The organism is Paenibacillus sp. sgz302114, from assembly GCF_056120345.1.
The window spans coordinates 82,086-98,741 of record NZ_JBVYOI010000009.1 but is presented as its reverse complement, the minus strand read 5'-3'; the positions used below and the strand labels follow the sequence as shown (position 1 = coordinate 98,741).

Annotated in this window: 18 protein-coding genes; 2 read left to right on the top strand and 16 right to left on the bottom strand. The window is 50.8% G+C overall.

The window, feature by feature from the left end:
• The 7 genes from AC0LWF_RS20725 to AC0LWF_RS20695 all read right to left on the bottom strand — a co-directional run bounded on the left by AC0LWF_RS20725 (position 1) and on the right by AC0LWF_RS20695 (position 8,158).
• Positions 1–1,734, bottom strand: coding sequence for a sensor histidine kinase (locus AC0LWF_RS20725; RefSeq protein WP_474653433.1), 1,734 nt, complete (start codon positions 1,732–1,734; stop codon positions 1–3).
• A 151-nt stretch (positions 1,735–1,885) separates the two neighbouring features.
• Positions 1,886–3,388: an ABC transporter substrate-binding protein gene (locus AC0LWF_RS20720; RefSeq protein WP_474653432.1), complete on the bottom strand. Its 1,503-nt coding sequence runs from the start codon at positions 3,386–3,388 to the stop codon at positions 1,886–1,888.
• Between the two features lie 89 nt (positions 3,389–3,477).
• A complete protein-coding gene (locus AC0LWF_RS20715) occupies positions 3,478–4,413 on the bottom strand; it encodes a carbohydrate ABC transporter permease (protein WP_474653431.1) in 936 nt (311 codons plus the stop codon).
• 14 nt (positions 4,414–4,427) lie between these two features.
• Positions 4,428–5,372, bottom strand: coding sequence for an ABC transporter permease (locus tag AC0LWF_RS20710; protein WP_474653430.1), 945 nt, complete (start codon positions 5,370–5,372; stop codon positions 4,428–4,430).
• Positions 5,373–5,983: 611 nt separating this feature from the next.
• Positions 5,984–6,697 (bottom strand): DUF5666 domain-containing protein, encoded by a 714-nt coding sequence (locus tag AC0LWF_RS20705; protein WP_474653429.1) that lies wholly within the window; start codon positions 6,695–6,697, stop codon positions 5,984–5,986.
• A 91-nt stretch (positions 6,698–6,788) separates the two neighbouring features.
• Positions 6,789–7,286 (bottom strand): RNA polymerase sigma factor, encoded by a 498-nt coding sequence (locus tag AC0LWF_RS20700; RefSeq protein ID WP_474653428.1) that lies wholly within the window; start codon positions 7,284–7,286, stop codon positions 6,789–6,791.
• 221 nt (positions 7,287–7,507) lie between these two features.
• Positions 7,508–8,158, bottom strand: a complete 651-nt coding sequence (locus AC0LWF_RS20695; RefSeq protein WP_474653427.1) for an alpha/beta hydrolase — start codon at positions 8,156–8,158, stop codon at positions 7,508–7,510.
• A 313-nt stretch (positions 8,159–8,471) separates the two neighbouring features.
• On the opposite strand from AC0LWF_RS20695, the gene AC0LWF_RS20690 reads away from it, so the two are divergent.
• Positions 8,472–9,374, top strand: coding sequence for an aminoglycoside phosphotransferase family protein (locus tag AC0LWF_RS20690; RefSeq protein WP_474653426.1), 903 nt, complete (start codon positions 8,472–8,474; stop codon positions 9,372–9,374).
• 15 nt (positions 9,375–9,389) lie between these two features.
• On the opposite strand, the gene AC0LWF_RS20685 is transcribed toward AC0LWF_RS20690, so the two are convergent.
• The 4 genes from AC0LWF_RS20685 to AC0LWF_RS20670 all read right to left on the bottom strand — a co-directional run bounded on the left by AC0LWF_RS20685 (position 9,390) and on the right by AC0LWF_RS20670 (position 11,911).
• Positions 9,390–9,788, bottom strand: a complete 399-nt coding sequence (locus tag AC0LWF_RS20685) for a DUF1398 family protein (RefSeq protein ID WP_474653425.1) — start codon at positions 9,786–9,788, stop codon at positions 9,390–9,392.
• Positions 9,785–10,966 (bottom strand): macrolide family glycosyltransferase, encoded by a 1,182-nt coding sequence (locus tag AC0LWF_RS20680; protein ID WP_474653424.1) that lies wholly within the window; start codon positions 10,964–10,966, stop codon positions 9,785–9,787. Before AC0LWF_RS20680 ends, AC0LWF_RS20685 begins: the two co-directional genes overlap by 4 nt.
• A gap of 94 nt (positions 10,967–11,060) precedes the next feature.
• Entirely contained in the window at positions 11,061–11,642 is a 582-nt protein-coding gene (locus tag AC0LWF_RS20675; RefSeq protein ID WP_474653518.1) for a TMEM175 family protein, read from the bottom strand.
• Positions 11,639–11,911 (bottom strand): winged helix-turn-helix transcriptional regulator, encoded by a 273-nt coding sequence (locus tag AC0LWF_RS20670; RefSeq protein WP_474653423.1) that lies wholly within the window; start codon positions 11,909–11,911, stop codon positions 11,639–11,641. The genes AC0LWF_RS20675 and AC0LWF_RS20670 overlap by 4 nt, the downstream gene beginning before the upstream one ends.
• Positions 11,912–12,072: 161 nt before the next feature.
• Between AC0LWF_RS20670 and AC0LWF_RS20665 the strand changes: the two genes are divergently transcribed.
• A complete protein-coding gene (locus tag AC0LWF_RS20665; protein WP_474653422.1) occupies positions 12,073–12,426 on the top strand; it encodes a DoxX family protein in 354 nt (117 codons plus the stop codon).
• Here AC0LWF_RS20665 and AC0LWF_RS20660 read toward each other — a convergent pair.
• The 5 genes from AC0LWF_RS20660 to AC0LWF_RS20640 form a co-directional block, all read right to left on the bottom strand.
• Positions 12,423–12,593, bottom strand: coding sequence for a hypothetical protein (locus AC0LWF_RS20660; RefSeq protein ID WP_474653421.1), 171 nt, complete (start codon positions 12,591–12,593; stop codon positions 12,423–12,425). The genes AC0LWF_RS20665 and AC0LWF_RS20660 overlap by 4 nt on opposite strands.
• Before the next feature lie 144 nt (positions 12,594–12,737).
• On the bottom strand, positions 12,738–13,247 hold the full coding sequence (locus AC0LWF_RS20655) for a DUF421 domain-containing protein (protein WP_474653420.1): 510 nt from the start codon (positions 13,245–13,247) through the stop codon (positions 12,738–12,740).
• 186 nt (positions 13,248–13,433) lie between these two features.
• A complete protein-coding gene (locus AC0LWF_RS20650; protein ID WP_474653419.1) occupies positions 13,434–13,769 on the bottom strand; it encodes a hypothetical protein in 336 nt (111 codons plus the stop codon).
• A 28-nt stretch (positions 13,770–13,797) separates the two neighbouring features.
• Positions 13,798–14,994, bottom strand: coding sequence for a ParM/StbA family protein (locus tag AC0LWF_RS20645; RefSeq protein ID WP_474653418.1), 1,197 nt, complete (start codon positions 14,992–14,994; stop codon positions 13,798–13,800).
• A gap of 208 nt (positions 14,995–15,202) precedes the next feature.
• Positions 15,203–16,606, bottom strand: coding sequence for an MDR family MFS transporter (locus AC0LWF_RS20640; protein WP_474653417.1), 1,404 nt, complete (start codon positions 16,604–16,606; stop codon positions 15,203–15,205).
• Positions 16,607–16,656 lie beyond the last annotated feature (50 nt).

Below are 16,656 nucleotides of genomic sequence, written 5' to 3'. Positions count from 1 at the left end.
TCAAGCAGCCTCCTTTGGCAGGATTACGGTAATTTTGATGCCAGCTTCTTCGTTGTTGTCGATCTGCATGCGGAAGCCTTCTCCATAGAAGAAGTGAAGGCGGGTATACACGTTTCGCAGCCCTATGCTGTCTGTTGAAGCGTCGTCGCCTCTAGCTAGGTTGTTCCTAATCTCAGCCAAGCGCTCTTCGGAAATCCAGTTGCCGTTATCCACGATTTCGAGCACGAAATGCTCCTCTTCCTCCCAGCCGTTCACGACAAGCAGATTGAACTCGCTTGCCTGATTGAAGCCATGAATGAAGAAGTTTTCTGCCAGCGGCTGCATCCAGAACTTCACCGTTGGCAGTGTGAGCAAGGCGTCGTCTACGTTGTACTGATAATAGAACCTGTCCGGATATTTGAATTCCATAATTTTCAAGTACTTCTGGAGCAAGCCCAGCTCGCTGCCAAGTGGAATGATATTCTCGTATTTCACAATATCGCGGTACAGCGCGCCTAATGTTGCGATCGCATCGGATGTACCTTCATCGCGGCTGCCAAGTGCAAAGGACCTTATCACTTCAAGCGTATTATATAAAAAATGCGGATTAATCTGGTGCTGAAGCGCCTTCATCTCCGTCTCCTGCTGCTTCAGCTTCAGCAGATAGTTCGTACGGATATGCTTGTCGAGCTGGTGAATCATATCGTCCAGTTCCCTGGCGATCATGCCGTATTCGTTCCTCCGGTAACGAGCCGGATTGATAGGCGCGAAGTCCGCAGTCTTGGCGCGGCCGATGGAATTAATAATGCGCCGCAGGAAATTCGCGTCCTCGCGCAGATTGTACACGATGAGCAGCAGAACGCTAATCATCGCAGCCAGCACGATAAGGAATACGATGAGCAGCACGCTTGCTTTCTGACGGACAAGCGCTGCCATATCTATCATACTGACGAACTTATAATCGAACTGGGTGGATTGAAAAGTGACAAAATACGCACGATCCAGAAGTCCGGTCCGCAGGAAGCCGTGGTCGCGTTCATCCGCCGCCGCTCGCTTGATCAGTTCCTCCGCCTTGCCGTCGCTGCCAGCAATCAGATGCACCTCGCCGGATGGACTAACGGCGCCGGCATTGCTTAGCCGGTAATTTTGCAGCGTCCTGAAGATGCGGTCACTGCTGACCAGAAATCGGAACTCGCCGAGTTGGCGAGAGATTTGCTTTGGATCCGACAGCTTCTTCCGATAGACGAAGCCCTCCCCAATCGTTTCTCGGAATACCGGGCTCGCATTGGGCAGATTGAATAGAAACTTCGTATTCCCGTTGGCGTCGAATTGCACCACATTGCCCTTGTAGCTGGTATGCAGGCTTACCTGCGTAATATCGCCATGTCCGCCATTGCTCAGGAAGGACTTCAGATCCTCGGGGAACGAAAGAAGCGGCCGGTTATAGTGGCTGTCATGCAGCCTGCTCGTCAAATACCCTTCCGCACTGTTGCCGAGGAAGTAACGAACATCCGCGATAAGCCCGCTATTCGAATAGACCCGCTGCATGAATGCTTCTATCCGTTCGGAATCGTTCTGAAGCGTATTCTCCACCCTAGTGAACGCGCCGCTTGCCTCGTTCCGGGAGTTCTGCACCCATTGATCAAGCAGCACCGCACAGGTAATCGCTCCGAGAGCGAGGCCGATACATACGACAAACACCATGTAGGCAATGAATTTACCGCGATATATTTTGATTTGAAGAAAGGAAGACATGCGGTTTCTCCTTTGCGATAGGTGTTATGTCTAACTCTGCTCAGGGTGCTGTTCCCACCATATACCCGAGCTGCCCGTAAAATCAATCCGGCAATTTGTGTCAGAAAACCCGAACGGCCATCCGTTCGGGTTCTCTCTTGCTGCGATATGCTTATTTGAAATAGTTGTCGATCTGCTCTTGAGCAGCTGTCATGATCGTATCCAATCCGGCAGCTTTCAGCTCGGACAAGATCTTCGGAACCGTTTTCTCTGGATCGGAAGCGCCTGTCATCAGCTCATAACGGTACTTGTCCCACACCGCTTTGGTGTTAGCCACTTCTGTGCCCAGCTTGCTAATATCAAGCGCAAAGCCAAGGTTTGTGGAGGAGGTTGCTTGGTCGTTCAGCTTGCGGACTTGCTCCCATTGATCAACCGGCGCGCCTTTTGTAACCGCCAAGTCGAAGAATGTACCTTGCGTGTATGCAGCCAGCGGCCAAGTATCCGAAGTACGCTCGATTACTTTCTCTCCGTCTACACTCGTATAGTCTGCGCCTAGCTCTCCGAAAGCAAGCATATTACGCAGCTTCGGATCCGTATTCACCAATTGCAAGTATTTCAAAGCTTCGTTCTTGTACTTGGAGTTCGCGGAGATCGCATTCAAGGAGCCTTGAATGGTGCTCGTTGTGTAGATCGGTCCGAAGATCGGGAACATGTCGTACTTCGCTACGCCTTCATTGATCTGCCAGCTCGCTTCCGCGCCTGGGAATGCTTGAGCTGCGAAGAATGGACGCGCTTTGTCCGCTTCCGTCTTCGTCGGTGCATCCGGATTAATAATGCCGTCTTGGTACCACTTATGCAGCAGCTTCAGGTCGTTCATAACGTCCGGGTTCTCAAGTACAGAGACCACTTTACGAGAGGCATCGTCTACTTTCACACCGATTGGCGGCAGACCGAGCGTCATATCATCGTAGCCGTTGAAGAAGCCGTTAAAGCCATCGCCCTGCGTAAGCGGCATCGGATAGAAGCTCTTGCCCTCGCCTGCTTTCATATCATGCAGCGGCTTGTCCAGGTCCGCAAGTGTCTTGATGTTCGCGGTGTCGATCTTGTACTTCTGTACATATGTGTCGTCGAACACCCAGTATTGCGACAACGAAGAGTCCTTGTACGTTGGCACGGAGTAGATCTTGCCGCCGACCTTCGTTCCATCCCATACCTTCTGCGGAATGAGCTTGTAGAGATCAGGAGATTCGCTCTGAACCAGATCCGTAATATCGGCAAAAGCACCCATGTTCACTTGCTGATTATACTTTCCGTTATTCGTAAACATAATGTCGAACGGTTCGCCGGTGTTCACGATGGTGTTGATCTTCGTGTCCCAGTCGCCCCAGCTTGCTACTTTAATGTCGATCTTCACGCCGATCTTCTCGGCTGTGTATTCATTCATTGCGGCGATCGCCTTATCGAAGTTCTCAGGCGTTTGTCCGCCGATCGTCCACCATACCAGTGTAGGCACTTCGGCCGAATCCGCTGGCTTGTTCGCGTTAGAGCCTGCGTTCGTTGTTGCGGCATTATTCGAGGCGTTCGAATTGTTCGAGCTCGATCCGCAGCCCGCAAGGGCTGTTGTCAGGAGTGCTGCTGTGCTAAGTACAAGCAGGTGTTTCATTGTCTTTTTCATCTACAAGAACCTCCCTATAATGACTACCTTATTTATCATAAACCGGGCATTTACCCAGGCTTACTAACCCTTGAGCTAACCTTTAACCTTTAACCCTTAACAGCGCCAACCGTCAGGCCGGATATAAAATATTTCTGGAAGAACGGGTACGCCGCAGCCACAGGAACTACGATGACGATTGCGACTGCCATACGCGCGGATTCCTTCGGCATTGTCGCGACCAGCGTCGCGTAACTGATGCCCATGGTCGATGCATTTTTCGCCAGTGCGTCCACATTGCTCATCAAGCTGTTTAGCAGCGCCTGCAGCGAGTACAGATCCTGATTGTTGATGTACAGCATGGATTGGAACCAGTCGTTCCAGTACGAGAAGCAAAGGAACAAGCCGATAGTCGCAATCAGCGGTAAGGAAATCGGCAAAATAATGTTGAAGAAGATTCTGAACTGGCTCGCCCCGTCAATCTCCGCCGACTCGATTAATCCATCCGGAATCGTGCTTCTGAAGAACGTTTTGCAAATAATAACGTTGAAGGACGAGACAGCCAGCGGCAGAATGAGCGCCCACACCGTGTCTTTGAGCCCGAGCAGATTCGAGTTGATGTAATAGCTGGACACCAAGCCCCCGTTGAACACCATTGGAATGAATACGATCCATGTCAGCAGCCCTTTTAACTTATAGTTCGGTCTGGAAATGACATAGCCCATTGAAGTGGTGAGCAGGATGCCGAGCACGGTGCCGACTACGGTCACGAGTACGGAAACGCCGAGCGCTCTCGAGATCATCGTGCCTTGCTCCGCGATATAGTGATACGCCTCTCCCGATAAAGCCGTCGGGATGATGTGGTACCCGGTATGACGGATCGAGTCCTCGCTGGACAGTGATACCGACAGCACCACAAGGACGGGCACCAGGCAGACAATCGCTAGCAGTATAAAAATCGTATGGAATGCAACGTTGGTCGCATTGCTGACTCGATTGAATTTATCAAGACCAGACTCATTATTCGCTCTAGCTTTCGTTGACATATTGTTAGCTCCCCCTACATCATCGCGCTGTCTGGATCAACACGGCGTACGACCCAGTTGGCGATTAGAATGGTCGCACATCCGAGCACGGATTGTACGAAAGCGGAAGCGGAGGCCATGCCGACCGTTGCGGTCTTGAGCTGCTTGTAGACGAGCACGTCGACGGTCGTCGTTACGTTAAACAGCGAGTTGGAATCCCTCGGCACTTGGAAGAACAGCCCGAAGTCGGTGTAGAAAATGCGGCCGACCGACAGGATGAACATCATGACGATAACCATCTTCATGAGCGGCAGCGTAATGAACTTCGTCTGCTGCCACTTCGATGCGCCGTCAATGACTGCAGCCTCGTAATACGTGCTATCGATACCCGTAATCGTTGCCAAGTAGACAACCATTCCGTAGCCGAGACCCTTCCACAGGTTCATAAACACGAGGAAGTACGGCCAGTATTTCGCTTCCATGTACCAGTTGATCGGATCTTTGCCAAGGTCAGCTAGAAACTGATTGGCGATCCCTTTATCGAAGCTGAGGAACGCCCAGATGACCGCGGATACGACGACCCAGGATAAGAAATAAGGCAGGAACATCATCGTTTGATACACTTTGCCTGCTTTGCGGCTGTGCAGTTGTCCGACCATGAGCGCTAAGGCGACAGGCACCACAATGCCGAGTACAATAAACACCAAGTTGTAGCCCAGCGTGTTGCGGATAACGACCCAGGCGTCGTTCGACTTGAACAGAAACTCGAAGTTCTTGAAGCCGGACCATTCGCTGTGGATGATGTTGCTTAGGAAGCCTCCGTATATTTTGAAGTCCTTGAAGGCAATAATGACGCCGAACATCGGCAAGAAACAGAATAGGATATACCAGACCGTTGTCGGTAAGGCCAGCAGCGTCAGCTCTGTATCCTGTGTACGCCAGCGCGTTCGCAAGCGTTTACGCTCGCTCTTCGAATCCATGTTAGCCACTCCTTTCATGTGTACGCGCTTACAGGTAACGCTTTCAAAACGTTCTAACAGTTGTAATTGTAATGAAAATGGCGATCCCCATTCCAGACAACAAACATAAGACCGCAGTCAACAAACGTTAGATTTTGATTAAAAAAATATAGTTACCTTCGTTCAGAAAGTGATTCTGTATTAATCAAGGATGTCCTCACGACCACTCCCGCTTCGCCCAGCTGGGGCTAACCTGTATGTGCGTAACGGAACTCACACTCGCTATTTGGCGGAAATCGAGGCTTGTGGCGAGCTAACGGAACTCCGCATCGCTATTGGAGCCGAAACAAAGCATTTTACGTGAAAAAGCGACTAATAACGACTCTACGGTCCGTTACAGTTCCCAAAGCGTGAAAATCGCGAAAATAAAGGTTATACGTTCCGTTAGCCGTCGGATCTCAAAGGCGACCTTCAGACCGACCTTGCTTGTTTGGCACTCTCGCTTCAGCAAATAGCCGGCTTTGAGCTGCTTTTGGAGCTGCGTGAGTGGAAATAAAAAAAGGAACTGCCTATAGGCAGTTCCTTAAAGGCACCGTAATTAAAGGTGCCCTTGCTAACATTTCCGCTCTCTCTTATTTTTGCGGAGCCATATTGTTGTAAATACGCGCGGCGTTCACTTTACCCGTGCTTACATCTTCCGACGTAAAGCCGGATACGAAGTTGCCCACTTTAAATTCCTTCTGCAGCATCTCCTCGGATGGTTCAGCCGCGTTAGGGCCGTCGATGCCCAGCTTCGTATCCGCCGTCACCGTCACCCACAGATCACCGACCTTGAAGCTTTTGCCGTCTGCGCTTACTTCCGTAATTTCACCGTTAATGTTGGCTGCCATCTTGCCGCCTTTAGTAGGCGCGTTTGTGCCGCTGTCCTTCGCCGGCGCCATATTGTTATAGATGACGTCCGCCGTTACTTTGCCAGTGCTGACATCCTGCGACGTGAAGCCAGCCACGATGTTGCCGACTTTAAACTCCTTCTGCAGCAATTCCTCGGATGGCGGCGTTGCTGTCGGTTCATTGCTGCCGAGCTTCGTTTGATCCGTTACCGTTACCCACAGGTCGCCCACTTTGAAGCTTTTGCCGTCTGCGCTTACTTCAGAGATGGCACCTTCAATATTGACGGCTACCTTGCCGTGAATCGGTGGTTTCGTTGTCGCTTCCGTTGACGGTGATGTTGCAGCTGTCTGGGTGGAATTATCATTATGATTCATGATGAAAATACTTATGGACAATACCGCACATGCCGCGAGTCCAGCCAAACCAATCAGCTTTCTTTTCTTTGCTTGTTCCATACGTAATCTCTCCTTTGATTGTGTTTGCAGAAGCTTCCGATACGTCGTTTCCTTGAAATCTTCACTTGTCTTCACATGGGACATTGCGGATTTATAAACAGATTTCTTCATCATCCAGGCCTCCGATCTTCTCTTTTAAGAGCTGGCGGCCTCTGGCAAGCCATGTTCCGACCGTTGCGGGCTTAGCCTGCAAAATAACCGCTATCTCCTGGATCGAGTATCCTTCATAGTAGTGTAGATGGATCGGAATTCGGTATTTCTTATCCAAGGCGAGCACGGTCTGCAGAACCTCGCTCTCTTCCTTGGGGAGGTAGCTCAGGTCTTCGGGAACCGGGTTTCTGCTTCTAAACCATCCGGTTTTCAGCATATTTTTGCTTTTATTAATAGTCGTTCGGATCAGCCAAGCTTTCTCGTGTTCGCGGTTTTGGAAGACAGGACGCTTCTGCAAGTAAGTGAGAAACACGTCCTGCGCGACTTCCTCGGCATCCGCCGTATTCTTCAAATAGGCAAAAGCGACCTTAATCAAGCTTTGCGAATGTTCATCCAATGCCCGTCGCACGGATTCATTGAGCTCATATGAATCGTACACCTTAAGCCCTCCTTTCACTTGTAATACAACTGAGCGGGCTGCTATTTTTCATTGCGGCTCATTTTTTTGAAACCTACATCACCGTAGACGACTGGTTGACCGTGAATGAATGCAAATACGCAGCATGTAAATTCGTCCAGCAAGGTCATGCAAACAAAAAAAGGCAAACTCCCTTGCCTGCAAGCAGGACTAGGAATTTGCCTCTTTCATAACGATTAAGTTTATTCGACCGCGGCGTCCGCGCTCAGCCACTGCACGAAGTCTCGCTGATTCTCCTCGGAGACGGCATGGTCGATTGGATAGAGCTTAAAGGTCAACCGAGACGTTAGCGGCTCGAAGTACTTCGCCGTCTCATGCCCGATCCGAACCGGGAATACGCCGTCGAACTCCCCGTGGGAAATAAACATAGACACGTCCGTGACACTCTTCAGCGGATACTCCAGCTTCACAAACTCAGGGACGTAGCCATTCAGCGCAACGATCCCTTTCAGCTGATCTCCCATCGTCAGAGCAAGTGTCATCGACAGAATCGCGCCTTGACTGAAGCCGAGCAAGTACCGCCGAGCAGCATCAATCGGGTATTTCTCCGTTGCGTACTGGACGAAAGCCTCCAGTTGCTGAATCGCCAGATCGAATATCTCCCGGATCGGGTTTCCGAGGCTGCGGAGCTCATAATATTGAAACCCTGCGCCAAGCGTCAGATTGCCGCGAATGCCGACAATAATAAATTGCTCCGCAAGCGGCTCCACCAGACCGAACATATTCCGCTCATTGGACCCTTTGCCATGCAGCGTGAAGATGACTGGATATCGTTTATTCGCATCCATATTGGCGGGAAACCGAATGTCATACTCGTAAGCTGGGATTATCATACGTATACGTCTCCTTTTGTCATCATGCCTTGCAAGCGTATATTAGTTATAGAGATTATTATTCATTATAGCTAATATAATTCCCAGGAGTCACTCTGTCAACAACAAAACAGGACACATCCTCTATGAGGCGTGCCCTGACCTGCTCATAATTATCGTGGTCGAAGGCTGTAATGAGAAGTCGTTCCGTTATAAGCTGCAAATCAACAGTCTCCTTCTGAAAACAAGTTTAATTATAGTGGTTTTATCCCGTTCAACTTCCATGATAGGGTATTATAATGACACCATGTCCAGTGAAGGGAAGTGACGAGCAATGATTGCAATTGAAATTACAACCGATCTTGTACGCCGTTTAATAAGCAAGCAATTCCCCGAGTGGAAACATCTTGAGATACGGCCCGTTGAAAAAAGCGGCCATGACAATCGAACCTTTCACTTAGGAACCGAGATGACCGTCCGACTGCCGAGTCATGAGCGATACGCTTCGGCTGTAGAGAAGGAGCTGACTTGGCTGCCTCAATTCAAATCTCAGCTTTCTCTGCCCATTCCGTCACCCCTTGCTAAGGGAGAGCCGACGGAAGAATACCCGCTTCCATGGTCAGTCAACCAATGGCTTGCGGGCGAGACGGTTACAGACTCTAATATACGAAATATGAACGAGTTCGCTCAAGATCTGGCCGATTTTCTAAAAGAGCTCGAGGCGATTGATGCAACAGGCGGCGTACCGGCAGGGGTGCAGAACTTCCATCGCGGCGGCGACCTTGCCGTCTACGATTCGGAAACAAGGTCCGTCATTGAGCACGTCTCAGACTCGGGCTCGGGCTCGGGCGTTTACAGTGCAAATCTATTAACGGAAATATGGGAGCTTGCTCTGGCGTCCAAGTACCATTCGGCTCCGCTCTGGCTTCACGGCGACATCGCTGTCGGCAACCTGCTCGTTCAAGACGGAAGACTTTCCGGGGTCATTGATTTCGGCACGATGGGCGTAGGCGATCCTGCAAGTGACCTTGTGATGGCTTGGAATTATTTTGACGCGGCTAGTCGCAGCCTCTTTCTTGGCAGTATGAATCTAGGCGATGACACGGTCGACCGTGCACGCGGGTGGGCGCTCTGGAAGGCGCTTATCACCTATCATTGGAACGATAAACAATCGGAGGCTGCTCATTGGGGCAGACGTGCGATTGACCGTATTATCGAAGAATATACAGCTCGCTAAAGCTGTTGCTTACCGTTATTCGAAGGGCGGGATTGCTTCTTCATACGATTCCGAGGGCTTCCCGCTCGTATAATTAATCATCCGCTCTTTCATATTCACTTCGTAATACTGCACACCGGCATCCGCCATGTCCTGAATGAAATCCGTGAAGGGCGTCCGGTGCTGCTGATGATGCAGAAGCCCCCGTCTGACCGCATCTCCTTGGAACTGCTCTGCCACCTCTAGGCTTGCAGCCGCCATCCCATTCGGTTCCTCGTACTGATTGTCTTCCCCCATAAATACGGTCCGGTTATTCGCGATGCTTGTCCGGTAGGAGACGACTCCCGCAGCGAGCAGCTCCTGGAACGTTCTTGGGTAGGGCCACTTCTCAAGCTTGGACACCTTGCTGATTCGTTTCACTTCTTCAATATTCATTGATGCTCCATCCTTATTTGAAAAATCTCATCGACTGCCTGACGGTAGCCGCCGGACGCCAGCAGGGACTCCCTAATCGACGCAACAGCTGGCTCGAATGACGCATCGTTTAGGACATGAGCTACCGCTTCACGCAGCTGATCCACGGTCAAGCTCGGCATGTCCAGCCGAACTCCTGCTCCGATAGCAGCGACTTGCCCAGCAATAATCGGCTGGTCCGCGCTTAACGGAAGCACGATGAGCGGCACCCCGCAGTAGAGCCCTTCGTGGGCGCTGTTCATGCCGCCATGCGTAATGAATAGCTTCGAGTGCTGCAATACCTCTGTTTGTGGCACATAATCACTGATGATGAAATTGCCCGGAATTTCGCCAAGGTCCGCAATTGGCGTCCTTGTCCCGACAGACATGACCACCGAGTGCTCCGTGCTCCCAAGCGCCTCCATGCACAGCTTATAGAAGGCAGCAGCTTGGTTAAAGACAGTCCCCAGCGAGATGTAAATGACGTTCTTCCCCTCGATTGCTGCGATATCGAAGGTGCTTTGTGACTGCCTCGACGCGATGGACGGGCCTACAAATTTATATGAGGAGTCGAATGTCTCGCCATCAGGCTGAAACTCCCTTGTCGTATACACAATCGTAAGCGGGGCTGGGTTGCAGAACACTTCGTATGGAGACTGAAGCTCCACGTTATATCGTTCACTCACCATCGCGGCGAGAGTATTGAATTGATCGTAGATCGGACCAGGAATATCTGCGCGTTTGAGCATGGAATTGAACGACTCTTCACTTTGCGCAAAAGTCGTACACGAGCTGATGGCGGGCAGCTTCAGCATCTCCGCAAGGATTCGTCCGCATCCAAACATGGAATCGTGAATGATGTAATCGAACTGCTCGCCCTGAATCTGCTCAAGCACACTTGGAATGACGACATCTGCTGTATGTAAGAGACCGTTGATACGTTCGAGCATATGGCTTCTGCCGCCCGAGACGAAAGCTTGTATGAACCGCTGCCCGTCCAGCGTTCGAACGGTTGCGCCCGTCTTCTCCATCCGCTCGCGGAACGCTTCGACACAGAAGTACACGACCTCTTCTCCACGTGAAATCAGCTCCTGCACGACGCCAACTGTTGGATTAATATGTCCTTCTGAGCCAGCATTGATAAAAAGCACGCGTGCCATGCTTGCCACTCCTTTGCGCTTAAAGTTCGCACCATTATTTTAACATACCGCTGCCAGGCAGCAGAAAAGCCGGGTTCGGCGACAGACTTTCAACCTATTGGCGGCTCTTCAAAGCCTGCTCAACCCGCTTATCCGGCACAAACCAGATTACCGCAACAAGCACGAAGAAGAAGCCGGAAATCCAGGCGCTTACGTATGCAGTCAGAATCGCTATCAAGTATAGAACAGGCGATAGCTTGCCCTTCAAGTCTTTCCCTACCGCTATTACAAACTGAGATTCACTGGTATGCTGCTTCATAATTGCGCGCTGAAGAAGCCAGTAAGATAACGCCGCTAGCATCAGAATGATGCCATACAGCGCCGTCGGAGTGCTCGCAAAATGGCTCTCTCCCATCCAAGCCGTCGTGAACGGCACAAGTGATAGCCAGAATAGAAGCAGGAGGTTCAGCCACATGAGCCGCCCGCTCATCGTACGAACCATATGCACCAGATGGTGATGATTGTTCCAGTAGATGCCGACATAGACGAAGCTGAAGATATAACTGAGGATCTTCGGCCCAAGCTCCACTAATGCACCCCAATCGTGATCCTCTGGCACCTTGAATTCCAGCACCATAATGGTAATGATAATCGCTAGCACGCCATCGCTGAAGGCTTCCATCCGATTCGCTTTCAGAGCGCTTCACCTCCTGATTGATTCTCTTCGCGATCTGTTCCATGCAACTCATCCATATGCTGAGCGTGAGCCGCTCCCCAATCATTCAATGCCTGCAGAACGGTACTTAGACCTTTCCCGTATTCCGAGATCGAGTATTCCACCCTAGGCGGAATCTGGTTGTACACCTCTCTGCGGACGATATCGTGATGCTCCAGTTCTCGCAGCTGCTGGGTAAGCATTCTTTTGTTTATATCCGGGATTGCTTTCTGGAGTTCGCTGAATCTCATCGTGCCGGTTGCAATAAGCTCCTCCTCCTTCCCGCTGCTTTAAGCAAGGTAACTTTTTATTTACTAGGTCTAGAAAAAGTGCCTACTTCCGTCATGGGATACTACCATTTATTATACCTGTAGAGGATAGCGAAAAAGTAGTCAGGAGGCTCGCAGCATATATGAATATTACATTGTGGTTCATTCAAGGACTTGCAGCTCTAGCCTTCGCTTACGGAGGCTGGCTGAAGGCGGTTCAGTATGAGAAAGCACGAGCAGAATGGGGATGGGTGAGAAGCGTTCCCCGAGCATTCGTCGTCTTCATCGGGGCAGCAGAATTAATCGGAGTGATTGGGCTCGTCGTTCCACAAGCGACTGGCATTGCACCGATATTAACGTCTATTGCCGCAACCGCTCTTGCCTTTGTCGTGCTGCTCGGCGCCCTGCTCCACCTGGTACGCAAGGAATATCGCGAGGTCGGCGTGAATGCTGTGTTCATCGCGCTAGCGGCTATCGTTGCGATCGGTCGATATTAAGCTAGAATCGCATAATAGCCAATTTCGTATGACTCATCGAGGATTACATAAGTGGCGGATGAGAGGATATGCTGTTCCAAAAACGAATCAAACGGCGAGGATAGCGACTGCGTGTACTCTTGCATGAGATGCTCGATCTCGTGAGACTGGCACGGTTTAAAGTCCACTTCCAACATCCTTTCAGGGTTCCCATTCTCTTGAATGGAATTAGTATAACGGAAGAGCGGATTTTGCCACAACAAACAAATAAACCGGAATCCCAATAAGGAATCCGGCGATTTGCATCCTTGCTCTTGTAATCAAAATGAACACTATCGGGAAAGCCGAGACTCAATAAGCTCCTTCAGCTGCTCAATATCCTGTTTCGTGGCAGGAGCTTTATGCGGTTTTGGCTTAACGGTCAGCTGACCGTTAGCCTCAATAGCAGCGTATTCGACATCATCCCGGTCATAGATCCCTGCAATGCGCAGCTGCGCGTTAACCTCTTCGACGTTTAGTTTCAGCGATTCCATAGCGACATGATTCAGCTTTCCGCTCACGATAATGGGTGTTGGTTTGCCGATCCATAAAGCGCGAATGGGCTCGTAGCGCATAAACAAAGCTCTAATAATACGTACTGTAAGTATGAGAACGACCGCGGTGCCGAAGGTTGTCCATAAATTCTCATTCTCGACAGGGCGAATAAATAACGGACCAAGAATCAGCATGAGTAACACGTCGACAATCGTTAATTTCCCGATTGACGTTCGACCGGTTAACCGGAGGAGCAACGAGCCAGCGGCCATAATGAGGATGGCTTTCCAAATCCAGTCGTAATGCATGAAATACCCTCCTTATGGTATAAGTATTCCATTGGCTTAGCGACTGCTATACGTTACCTCGTACTACCTCTTATGCCCTCGTAATGCAGCGTATCACTCGATATGACCGAGCATGACTTCGTATTGCCTGGTATTACTTCGTATTACTTCGTGTTACTTGGTATGACTAGGTATTACCGCATCGTGCTAGCTCCAAGCTTCAATATCTTCATCATCAACCTCGTCTACCGTGGGCGCTTCGTGGGCGGCTACTTCTTCGTCATGGTCGGCAGCCTCTGCAGCAACTGCCATTTCCGCTTGGGCGGCTTGAACGGGAGCGACCGAGCTCTGAACACCTGCCCGCTCGACAGGTATAAACATCTGCAGATTGCGGACGCCATGCTGCATGATTTCGTTCTCTACCAAATAGCGAAAAGAATCCATCAGATTCGTTTGCGCGTTCAGCCACGCCATAACAAGAGCATCCTCCGTCTTCCTCGTCTTCAGGCTAATATTATCGCCCGCTAGCTTGGTCTTCTTCATCCGCGATCACCTACCTGCTCCGCTCTGATTATGCGGGCTGCTCCGCTTTATTTTTCAGCGCCTCATAAATTTTGCCGCGTACGAAAGCGTCCAGCCCTGTCGCGTTCAGCTCGACAGCGTACTCAGCCGGAATATAGAACAGCTTGATTTCGCGGACATCGCTCAGCTCCTTCAGGTACGGATACAGAATCGTCCGCATCAGAATGCTGCCGCCGCCGTACACGCAGATCAGGTCGATCTCATTACGCGCTTTGGTCAGCTGCTTCTTCGTCTGCTGCACGATTTGCTTGACCTGACTTTCCAGCGGCCGCCGCAGTGTCTTTAGCGCTCTCGCATGATACTTATGCTTCGGGTTTTTGAGCACGTCGCTGAAGAACTGCCTTGGGCTGTCCGGCAGATGAATGAGACGATTGAACTCCTGCAGCGCTTCCTCAATTGCATAGCCCGCCCCGTGATGGCTGCCGTGCACGAATTGCCTCAGGAATCGATTGCCCTCCGTGATCGGATACTCCGTCGAGCCGTCCCCGATATCAACATGCAGAATCCGCTTATCCTTGAAGAAGCTGCCATTGAACTTCTTCTCCATCCCGTACGATGCGGCAAAATCGGCAAAGATCTCGCCCTCCCGCCAATTGCCCGCAGCATCCTTTTGCAAAGTGAAAATGACCGGCGTCGCTTCTGGCACGACCTTCACAAACGGAAATACAATATTGACCGACACACGGAGAGTACCGAGGTGAACCGTCACATGATGTCTGCCCGACGTAAACCGTTTCTCGAACTTCGCAGATGACTCGTCGGTATGCTGAGTAACCGGCAGCGCTGTCGCCATATCAACTTCGATGTCGAGCTGTGGCGGAATCCGTTTCTCCTCTTCATAGGCCTTCTGAACTGACACCGCGGCGATTTGTGCCAGCGTGTTAATAATCGGCAGATCCATCTCGCTCTTGGAATCAATGCCGATCTGAATATTGTCAATAATTTCGCCGCTCTCAAGCGCGAACTTCCCGATGTAGTACATTCCCGGCTGAGCAGAAGGCGAGTCGATGGTGACGACCAGCTGATCTTGGAGATTCTTAATGAAGCTCTCCGGCACCTGCTCCTCCCGCCACGGCAGCTCGTCCACTCTACAATTCACGTTCGGCTGTTGAATCAATCTACCGTCGATCATTAGATCATGCTCGCTGTTCCCATTATCGTTACCGACAAAGAAGTGAAAGTTCATCCTTACATCCTCCTATCGTTATCGTTATCGCTAGGTTTCGTATGCCTTAGTATTACTTTGCCATACCAGGTGTTAGTAAGCATCATGCTGGAGTCCCACGATAGATTAGGTTTCTCTCATTGGAAAATGTCGAACGTACAGCGAAAAATAAGACAAAAAAGGTGCACCAATTATGGCGCACCTTTAACAAGCCTGTGCCTCTGCCTCCCTACCCCGCCACACTTGAGCGCGTCTTGCCCGATTCCTTGCGCTGAGACGGCAGCAAGCCGACAACGAGCACGACCGCGATTGATATGGCAAAGATCGATATAAAGACGACATGCATGCCATGAGCGACCTGCTTCGTATCAAGCCCTGCTGCCGCGTTATTGAATAACGTGCCGAACAACGCTACACCAACGGTCTGCCCAAGCGCGTTCATCAGCGAGTTCGTCGAGGTCGCCACTCCCCGCTCGCTCCAATCTACGGCATTCTGGATCAAGACCAGAATCGGCGTCGTCAACAAGCCCATGCCGAAGCCGATGACAACCAGTATGCCGACCAAGTTTGCGTATGGTGAATCCGAATTAATGAGCATGAGCCATAGGCTGCCTGCTGCAACGACAATCGCGCCTGTGACAATGAAGAGGCGAGGCCCGTATTTGAACATCAGCCTTCCCGTCATCGTTGCCGCGAACGGCCAAGCCAGACACATCGGCATTAACGTGAACCCGGAGTTTGTCGCGCTATGCCCAAGCACAACTTGAATCCATTGAGGCGCATACACCATGACACCGGCCGTTATCGCAAAACCTAGAAAGCTAAGCAAGTAGATCACGCGAATCTCCCTCGTCTTAAACAGCCCCAGCGGTATCATTGGCTCCTTCACCCGCGTCTCTACGAACAGGAACAGCGAGATGAATACCACCGCGAAGCATAACAGTCCGATGATTAGTGCCGAATCCCATGCATACTTCTCACCGCCATTAAGCAGCGCGTACAGGAGCGCCGATAGACCAATCGTGAAAAGACACGCGCCAATGAAGTCGATTTTCTTCGCTTTCCTCTCGAACTTCTCATGTAGAAACAAGGCGACGAGAATGAACGCTAGCACGAACACCGGCACATTCATGTAGAATATCCAGCGCCAAGAGATATAGTCGACGAACATTCCTCCGACGAGCGGACCAAGCAATCCCGCCACCGACCATACGGAAGCGAATATCCCTTGAACCTTCGCCCGCTGCTCTCCCGGATACAAATCTCCGACGATCGTGAATGTCACCGGCGTAAGCGCACCCGCTCCAAACCCTTGGATGGCACGGAACCAGATCAAGGCGGTCATGCTTGTCGCTGCTCCGCAAAGAATAGATCCGATTGCGAAGATAAGCAGACCTGCTGTAAACACCGATCTTCTTCCGTACAAGTCAGCCAGTTTACCGAAAATAGGCGTCGCGACGCACATCGTCAGCGTATAAATCGAGAATACCCAACTGATTAAGCTGAACCCGCTTAATTCCTTCGTAATATGCGGCATCGCTGTACTGACAACCGTTGCATCTAACGCACCGATGAACAGTGCCGCCAGCAGGCCAATTGTTACGACCTTTCGATTCGTCGTTTGCTGGACCAACTTGGAATACCTCCTCACTTAGGATGAAATACCGAGATATCCTCAAATCT

Bases quoted from the DNA above. Each gene is read 5' to 3' on its own strand.
- AC0LWF_RS20645 (WP_474653418.1), bottom strand. From the start codon at position 14,994: ATGAACTTTCACTTCTTTGTCGGTAACGATAATGGGAACAGCGAGCAT.
- AC0LWF_RS20720 (WP_474653432.1), bottom strand. From the start codon at position 3,388: ATGAAAAAGACAATGAAACACCTGCTTGTACTTAGCACAGCAGCACTC.
- AC0LWF_RS20665 (WP_474653422.1), top strand. From the start codon at position 12,073: ATGAATATTACATTGTGGTTCATTCAAGGACTTGCAGCTCTAGCCTTC.
- AC0LWF_RS20715 (WP_474653431.1), bottom strand. From the start codon at position 4,413: ATGTCAACGAAAGCTAGAGCGAATAATGAGTCTGGTCTTGATAAATTC.
- AC0LWF_RS20670 (WP_474653423.1), bottom strand. From the start codon at position 11,911: ATGAGATTCAGCGAACTCCAGAAAGCAATCCCGGATATAAACAAAAGA.
- AC0LWF_RS20695 (WP_474653427.1), bottom strand. From the start codon at position 8,158: ATGATAATCCCAGCTTACGAGTATGACATTCGGTTTCCCGCCAATATG.
- AC0LWF_RS20690 (WP_474653426.1), top strand. From the start codon at position 8,472: ATGATTGCAATTGAAATTACAACCGATCTTGTACGCCGTTTAATAAGC.
- AC0LWF_RS20685 (WP_474653425.1), bottom strand. From the start codon at position 9,788: ATGAATATTGAAGAAGTGAAACGAATCAGCAAGGTGTCCAAGCTTGAG.
- AC0LWF_RS20650 (WP_474653419.1), bottom strand. From the start codon at position 13,769: ATGAAGAAGACCAAGCTAGCGGGCGATAATATTAGCCTGAAGACGAGG.
- AC0LWF_RS20710 (WP_474653430.1), bottom strand. From the start codon at position 5,372: ATGGATTCGAAGAGCGAGCGTAAACGCTTGCGAACGCGCTGGCGTACA.
- AC0LWF_RS20655 (WP_474653420.1), bottom strand. From the start codon at position 13,247: ATGCATTACGACTGGATTTGGAAAGCCATCCTCATTATGGCCGCTGGC.
- AC0LWF_RS20705 (WP_474653429.1), bottom strand. From the start codon at position 6,697: ATGGAACAAGCAAAGAAAAGAAAGCTGATTGGTTTGGCTGGACTCGCG.
- AC0LWF_RS20680 (WP_474653424.1), bottom strand. From the start codon at position 10,966: ATGGCACGCGTGCTTTTTATCAATGCTGGCTCAGAAGGACATATTAAT.
- AC0LWF_RS20725 (WP_474653433.1), bottom strand. From the start codon at position 1,734: ATGTCTTCCTTTCTTCAAATCAAAATATATCGCGGTAAATTCATTGCC.